At 68.4% G+C, this 6,533-nt stretch carries 5 protein-coding genes; 3 read left to right on the forward strand and 2 right to left on the reverse strand.

The genetic code is table 11. The features are described 5' to 3' along the window. Positions 1-11 precede the first annotated feature (11 nt). Positions 12-1,601, reverse strand: coding sequence for a beta-N-acetylhexosaminidase (locus SPR02S_RS08800; RefSeq protein WP_019056580.1), 1,590 nt, complete (start codon positions 1,599-1,601; stop codon positions 12-14). A 95-nt stretch (positions 1,602-1,696) separates the two neighbouring features. Between SPR02S_RS08800 and SPR02S_RS08805 the strand changes: the two genes are divergently transcribed. Next, positions 1,697-2,575, forward strand: coding sequence for a DUF4429 domain-containing protein (locus SPR02S_RS08805; RefSeq protein WP_019056581.1), 879 nt, complete (start codon positions 1,697-1,699; stop codon positions 2,573-2,575). Between the two features lie 71 nt (positions 2,576-2,646). Here SPR02S_RS08805 and SPR02S_RS08810 read toward each other — a convergent pair whose 3' ends face one another. Next, positions 2,647-4,224 carry a purple acid phosphatase family protein gene (locus SPR02S_RS08810; protein WP_019056582.1) on the reverse strand — a complete coding sequence of 526 codons (1,578 nt, stop codon included), beginning with the start codon at positions 4,222-4,224 and terminating at the stop codon, positions 2,647-2,649. Between the two features lie 165 nt (positions 4,225-4,389). Here SPR02S_RS08810 and SPR02S_RS08815 point away from each other — a divergent pair, with 165 nt between their 5' ends. Both SPR02S_RS08815 and glmS read left to right on the forward strand, forming a co-directional pair. Then, a complete protein-coding gene (locus SPR02S_RS08815) occupies positions 4,390-4,647 on the forward strand; it encodes a hypothetical protein (protein ID WP_019056583.1) in 258 nt (85 codons plus the stop codon). Positions 4,648-4,661: 14 nt separating this feature from the next. Further along, entirely contained in the window at positions 4,662-6,479 is a 1,818-nt protein-coding gene (glmS, locus tag SPR02S_RS08820) for a glutamine--fructose-6-phosphate transaminase (isomerizing) (RefSeq protein WP_019056584.1), read from the forward strand. Positions 6,480-6,533 lie beyond the last annotated feature (54 nt).

The raw sequence follows: 6,533 nt of genomic DNA on the forward strand, positions 1-6,533 counted from the left end.
TTCGGCGTCAACTAGCTCGCGGGCCAAGGGACTTGGGGCGACCGGTAGTAGTCGATCCCGAGCGCGTCCCACCTCGGCGCCTGTGCCGCGAGCCGCACCTTGTACGTGTCCCAGTCGTGCGTCGAGGCCGGCGACCAGCCCAGCTCGGCCACGCCCGGCAGCCTGGGGAACGCCATGTACTGGATGTTGGCGTCCGTCACGATGGTCTCCGACCACAGCGGCGCCTCGACACCCTTGATCGCCGAACTCGGCACCCCGGCAAGGTAGTTGCCCGGGTCCCAGCCGTAGGACCGCTTCACCTCGACGAGCCCTGCCCAGTCCTGGCCGAGCGGGGTGTCCTCGGTGTACTTCATGTCGAGGTAGACCCGGTCGGCGGGCGAGAGGATCAGCCCGGTGCCGTTCTTCGCGGCCTCGGCGACCTGTGCCTTCTCGGCGGCGTCAGTGTCGTCGAGCCCCCAGTACTGGGCGAGGGCGCCCTTCACCGGGTGGGCGCCGGTGATCTGGTGCCAGGCGATCACCGTCTTGCCGTACTTGGTGACGATCGGCTGCACCCGGTCCATGAACTTGACGTAGTCCTCATGGCTGGTGGAGTGCGCCTCGTCGCCGCCGATGTGGAGATAGCGGCCCGGGGTGAGCGCGGCCAGTTCGCGGATCACGTCGTCCACGAAGCTGTAGGTGAGGTCCTTGCCGACGCACAGCGAACTGAAGCCGACGTCCGTGCCCGTGTAGAGCGGGGGCGCGACGCCGTCGCAGTTCAGATCGGCGTAGGAGGCGAGGGCCGCGTTCGTGTGGCCCGGCATGTCGATCTCGGGGACCACTTCGAGGAAGCGCGAGGAGGCGTAGCGGACGATCTCCTTGTAGTCGTCCTTCGTGTAGTAGCCGCCGGTGCCGCCGCCCACCTCGGTCGAGCCGCCGTAAGTCGCCAGGCGGGGCCAGGAGTTGATGGCGATGCGCCAGCCCTGGTCGTCGCTGAGGTGCAGATGCAGCTCGTTGATCTTGTAGAGCGCCAACTCGTCGATGTAACGCTTGACTTGGTCGACGGTGAAGAAGTGCCGGGAGACGTCGAGCATCGCGCCGCGGTAGGCGTAGCGCGGGGAGTCCTCGATGGTGCCGCCCGCGATCTGCCAGGGGCCGCGCTGCACGGAGCTCTTCTCGACGGCGGCGGGCAGGAGTTGGCGCAGGGTCTGCACGCCGTGGAAGAGCCCGGCAGGCCTGCTCGCGGTGATGGTGACCCCCGAGACCCCACTGACGATCCGGTAGCCCTCGGCGCCGAACGTACCCTTGGCCAGGCGGAGTTGGATGCCGCCCTTTCCCCGCGAGGTGACCGGCAGCCGGTAGCCGGTGGAGGGGCGCAGGATGCCCGCGAGGTACGCGCCGATCCGGCGCGACTCACGGGTGTCGTCGACGCGGATACGGGTGCTGCTCGTGATCTTGTACGGGTGCCCCGCGGGGGTGACCTTGGCGGGCGCCGGGACCACCCGGCCCAGCGGGGTGGCAGTGACGGGCGCGGCGGAGGGTGCGGCGCCGACGACGGACACGCTCGCGGCGGCGACGAGCAGCAGCGAGCCGAGGAGGCGGGTCGTTCTGTGGCGCTGTCTCACAAGGCGTCTCACGAGCGGTCCCTTCCTTTGAACTTCCTTTGAGCCCGGACAGGTACAGACCATTCTGTCGCCTGACCGGTGGAAGAATCCCTCCCATGGCGGAAATCATCCAGAAGGACGGCACCTGGATCTTCGACGGCGACGCCCTGCGGCTGACTCCCGGACGGGACAAGAACGTCGGCCTGTTCCGCAAGACACTCGGCGAACTCGTCGTCCCCTTGGGCGCGTTGGCGGGCGTCTCGTTCGAGCAGGGCCGTAAGTCGGGCCGGCTGAGACTGCGGCTGCGCGACGGCGCCGACCCGCTGCTGCACGCCACCGGCGGCCGGCTCACCGAGGGCGACGACCCCTACCAACTCCCCGTCGAGTCTGACCGGTACGGCGTCGCCGAGTACTTCGTGGACGAGGTGCGCAACGCCCTGCTGCTCGACGAGGTCCCGGCCGACCCGGTGGACACGTACCTGCTGCCGGGCCCGGCCGTGCCGCTCTCGGTGTCCGCCGGGGACGGCACGGCGAGCTTCGACGGCGAGCGCGTCCGGCTGGAGTGGAACTGGAAGACCGAGGACGCCAAGTCCGCCGCCGGCGCCCGCACCCTCGCCGTCACCGACCTCGTCGGCGTGGAGTGGCGCCCGTCGGCCGGTCTGGAGAACGGCTACATCCGCTTCTCGGTGCGCAACGCGCCGACCAAGGCACCGCCCAAGTACGACCCCAACTCCGTGGAGCTGTGGGGCTTCAAGAAGGACCCGCTGATGGCCCTGGTCGCCGCGGCCGTACAGGCCCGCCTCCCGCACCCGGCCGCCGAGACGGACGTACGACCTGAACAGCCTGCACCCGAACGGCAGTTGACGGCCGCGGCGGAGGACGGCCACGACGCGCTGCTGCGGCGGTTGCGGGAACTCGGGGAGCTGCACCGGGACGGGGTGCTCACGGACGAGGAGTTCGCGATGGCCAAACAGGCGGTCCTCAAACGGATGTGACCATCCAGGGAGGACCGCCTGCGGGATGAGTGGCGCCCTGCCTTCCGGGCGTAACTCGGTCTACTTCAGGGCTACTTGGCCTTGCGGGCGACCGTGAAGCGGTCGATCTCGGCGCCGGTCTCGGCGATGCCGCGGACCGTCAGGGTGGTCGTACGGCCCTTCGAGGCGGGCTGGACGTCCACGCGCAGGAACGAGTAGTTGAGGTAGCGGACGCGCGACCAGGCGACCGTCTCGTTGACCTTGCCGTCCTTCGTGTTGACGAAGGCGGCGACCGAGTCGAGGTCGGCGACGTGACCCTCGTAGGAGTCCGGGGCGGAGAACGCGTACAGGCTGCGGCCTGCCGCGCCCGCCGTCACGTAGACGACACCCTCGGTCTCCGGGTACGCCGTGCCACCGATCGGCAGCTTCTTGACGACCGCGTTCTTCTTGATGACGTCGGTGCGCTCGTACTGGTGGTTGTGGCCGTTGATGACCAGGTCCACCGTGTACTTCTCGAACAGCGGCACCCACTCGCCCCGCACTCCCCCCTCCGAGGAGTGCGCGGTGGAGGTGCAGTAGGCGCAGTGGTGGAAGAAGACGACGACGAAGTCGATGTCGTGCGCCGCGCGGTACTTCTTGAGCTGCGCCTCCAGCCACTTGGTCTGCGTGCCGCCGGAGATGCCGAGGTTGGCCGGGATCTCGAAGGACACGTCGTTGGCGTCCAGCGAGATGATCGCCGTGTTGCCGTAGACGAAGGAGTAGACGCCCGGCAGGTTCTTCTTGTCGGGGCCGTTGTCCGGCAGGTTCCAGCGGGCGTCCTCGCCGCCGTAGCCGTTGGGCGAGTACCAGGCCTCCATGTCGTGGTTGCCGTAGGCGGGCATCCACGGCACGGACTTGGCGACCGACTCGGTCTGCGCGAGGAACTGGTCCCAGGTGCGCGAGTCGAAACCGGCGTCGGCGGTCTGGCCCGCGCCCGCCGGGTCGGCGTAGCAGATGTCGCCGGCGTGCAGGTGGAAGGCCGGGTTCTGGCCCAGCAGCAGGCTGTTGTTGGCCAGGCCGTGGTAGCCGACGCCCTCGTCGCCGAAGGCCGTGAAGGTGAACGGCTTCTTGTGGTCGGGGGCGGTGGTGAAGGTGCCCAGCGTGCCGAGCAGGTGGGCCTCGGCCGGGTCGAAGCCCGCGTGGCCGACGCCGTAGTAGTAGGTCTTGCCCGGGCGCAGGTGGGTCAGCTTGGCGTGCAGGTAGTACTGGGTGTGGTCGCCGCTCGCGCCGACGCCCGCCGGGGTGTAGAGGGTGCGCACCTCGGCCTCGATCTTGCGGGAGAGGTCCCAGGGGTGCGCGCCGATCCGGACGAACGGTTTCTTGACGTTGATCGGGACCTGCCAGGAGACCGTCACCTCCGTGCTCGGGTCGTTGCCGAAGGCGAGGTGCCGGCCGAACGGGGAGACGAGGGCCCCGTCGACGGACTCGCCGGAGGTGGCGGCGTAGGTGGCCGAAGCCTGGCTGGGGACGGCCGCCTGGGCGACCGCGCCCGGCACGAACACGCCACCCGCGATGGCGCCGAGCGTCACGGCACCGCCCCTGACCATCGTGCGCCGCGAGAATCTCGCGCGCAGGTACTCGTGCTGCTCCGCCATGCTCATGCGCTCTGCGAGCTCCGCGGGTACTCCCATACGAGGAATGTCCATGACGTCTGAAACTCGTCGACATGAGCAACGGTGCGCAAGACACAGGATGGACAGCTTGCGAACAGAGCCCCATAAGACTTTCAACAGGCCGTTGCCCGATATCGGGCAGGATTCTTGCAAACCTCCCTTCGGTACCCCAGGATCAACCGGGTGCACGACGAACTCGTTGATCATCTGACGCGCTCCTCACCCCTCAACCGGGGCGAGGCACTGCGGGTGATCCAGGACGTGCTCGCCTACTTCGACGAGACGACCGAGCAGTACGTCCGTCGCCGCCACCGCGAGCTCCAGGCCCAGGGCCTGGTCAACGCGACGATCTTCGACCGGATCGAGGCGGACCTGAAATACCGGGCCGTGGCCCCGCCGGAGCTCACCCTCCGACAGCTGCGCCGGATCGTCTACGGCTAGGAATACGTATATATATGTGCGGAATCGTCGGATACATCGGCAAGCGTGACGTCGCTCCGCTGCTGCTGGAGGGCCTGCAGCGGCTGGAGTACCGCGGCTACGACTCCGCGGGCATCGTCGTGACGACCCCCAAGGCGGCCGGCCTGAAGATGGTCAAGGCCAAGGGCCGGGTCCGTGACCTGGAGGCCAAGGTCCCGGCGCGCTTCAAGGGCACCACCGGAATCGCCCACACCCGCTGGGCCACCCACGGCGCCCCCTCCGATGTGAACGCCCACCCGCACCTGTCCGCCGACAGCAAGGTCGCCGTAGTCCACAACGGCATCATCGACAACGCGTCCGACCTCCGGAAGAAGCTCGAAGCGGACGGCGTCGAGTTCCTCTCCGAGACCGACACCGAGGTCCTCACCCACCTCATCGCCCGCTCCCAGCAGGAGAAGCTGGAGGACAAGGTCCGCGACGCGCTCCGGGTGATCGAGGGGACGTACGGCATCGCCGTCCTGCACGCCGACTTCCCCGACCGCATCGTGGTGGCTCGAAACGGCTCCCCGGTGGTCCTCGGGATCGGCGAGAAGGAGATGTTCGTAGCCTCGGACATCGCCGCGCTGGTGACGCACACGCGCCAGATAGTGACGCTGGACGACGGCGAGATGGCGACCCTCAAGGCCGACGACTTCCGGACATACACGACCGAGGGCACGCGGACCACGTCCGAGCCGACCACCGTCGAGTGGGAGGCCGCCTCCTACGACATGGGCGGCCACGACACCTACATGCACAAGGAGATCTTCGAGCAGGCCGACGCCGTGGACCGCGTGCTGCGCGGCCGTATCGACGACCGCTTCTCCACCGTGCACCTCGGCGGCCTGAACCTGGACGCCCGCGAGGCCCGGCAGATCCGCCGCGTGAAGATCCTCGGCTGCGGCACCTCGTACCACGCGGGCATGATCGGCGCCCAGATGATCGAGGAGCTGGCCCGCATCCCCGCGGACGCCGAGCCGGCCTCCGAATTCCGGTACCGCAACGCGGTAGTTGACCCCGACACCCTGTACATCGCGGTCTCGCAGTCGGGTGAGACGTACGACGTGCTGGCGGCGGTACAGGAGTTGAAGCGCAAGGGCGCCCGCGTCCTCGGCGTGGTGAACGTCGTCGGCTCAGCGATCGCCCGCGAGGCGGACGGCGGCATGTACGTGCACGCGGGCCCCGAGGTCTGTGTCGTCTCGACCAAGTGCTTCACCAACACCACAGTCGCGTTCGCCCTGTTGGCCCTGCACCTGGGCCGCACCCGCGACCTCTCGGTCCGCGACGGCAAGCGCATCATCGAGGGCCTGCGCAAGCTGCCGGCCCAGATCTCCGAGATCCTCGACCAGGAGGAGGAGATCAAGAAGCTGGCGGCCGAGTACGCCGAGGCCCACTCGATGCTCTTCATCGGCCGGGTCCGCGGCTACCCGGTGGCCCGCGAGGCTTCGTTGAAGCTCAAGGAGGTCTCGTACATCCACGCCGAGGCCTACCCCGCCTCGGAGTTGAAGCACGGCCCCCTCGCCCTGATCGAGCCCGCCCTCCCCACGGTGGCGATCGTCCCCAACGACGACCTGTTGGAGAAGAACCGCGCCGCCCTGGAGGAGATCAAGGCCCGCAGCGGCCGCATCCTCGCGGTGGCCCACCAGCACCAGGAGAAGGCCGACCAGACGATCGTCGTCCCGAAGAACGAGGACGAGTTGGACCCGATCCTGATGGGGATTCCTCTTCAACTCCTGGCGTACCACACGGCGTTGGCGCTCGGGCGGGACATCGACAAGCCGCGCAACCTCGCCAAGTCAGTCACGGTCGAGTAGACGTCTTTGGTCTTCTGTCTTTAGGGGCGCGGGGCTGTATCAATTTGCGGCTCC

Origin of the sequence: Streptomyces prunicolor NBRC 13075 (genome assembly GCF_000367365.1) — a bacterium.
Classification (GTDB): Bacteria; Actinomycetota; Actinomycetes; order Streptomycetales; family Streptomycetaceae; genus Streptomyces; species Streptomyces prunicolor.

Bases quoted from the DNA above. Each gene is read 5' to 3' on its own strand.
- glmS (WP_019056584.1), top strand. From the start codon at position 4,662: ATGTGCGGAATCGTCGGATACATCGGCAAGCGTGACGTCGCTCCGCTG.
- SPR02S_RS08810 (WP_019056582.1), bottom strand. From the start codon at position 4,224: ATGGGAGTACCCGCGGAGCTCGCAGAGCGCATGAGCATGGCGGAGCAG.
- SPR02S_RS08805 (WP_019056581.1), top strand. From the start codon at position 1,697: ATGGCGGAAATCATCCAGAAGGACGGCACCTGGATCTTCGACGGCGAC.